1 protein-coding gene is annotated in these 327 nt (G+C 47.7%); it reads right to left on the reverse strand.

The genetic code is table 11. The features are described from left to right. Positions 1-327: ATP-binding cassette domain-containing protein (locus tag BCU12_RS11450; protein WP_133153876.1), on the reverse strand; the 327-nt coding region annotated here is incomplete at both ends.

Consider the following 327-nt stretch of genomic DNA (forward strand, 5'->3'; position numbering starts at 1 on the left):
AATAGAAGATATAAATTGTTGTAATCGTTCAGATTCGGGATTTTTGAACAGTTGCGCTGGGTCACCTTGCTCTTCGACTCGACCTTGATGCAAGAACATCACGTGGTTTGATACATCACGAGCAAACGCCATTTCATGAGTCACCACTAACATTGTTCTGCCTTCTTCGGCAAGATCGCGCATAACACCTAACACCTCGCCCACGAGTTCAGGGTCAAGCGCAGAAGTAGGTTCGTCAAAAAGCATGACTTCAGGATCAACCGCTAGAGCTCTAGCAATCGCAGCACGTTGCTGCTGGCCACCAGAAAGGTGCCCAGGGTAATAATC

This window comes from Vibrio sp. 10N.261.55.A7, assembly GCF_002877365.1.
GTDB lineage: Bacteria > Pseudomonadota > Gammaproteobacteria > Enterobacterales > Vibrionaceae > Vibrio.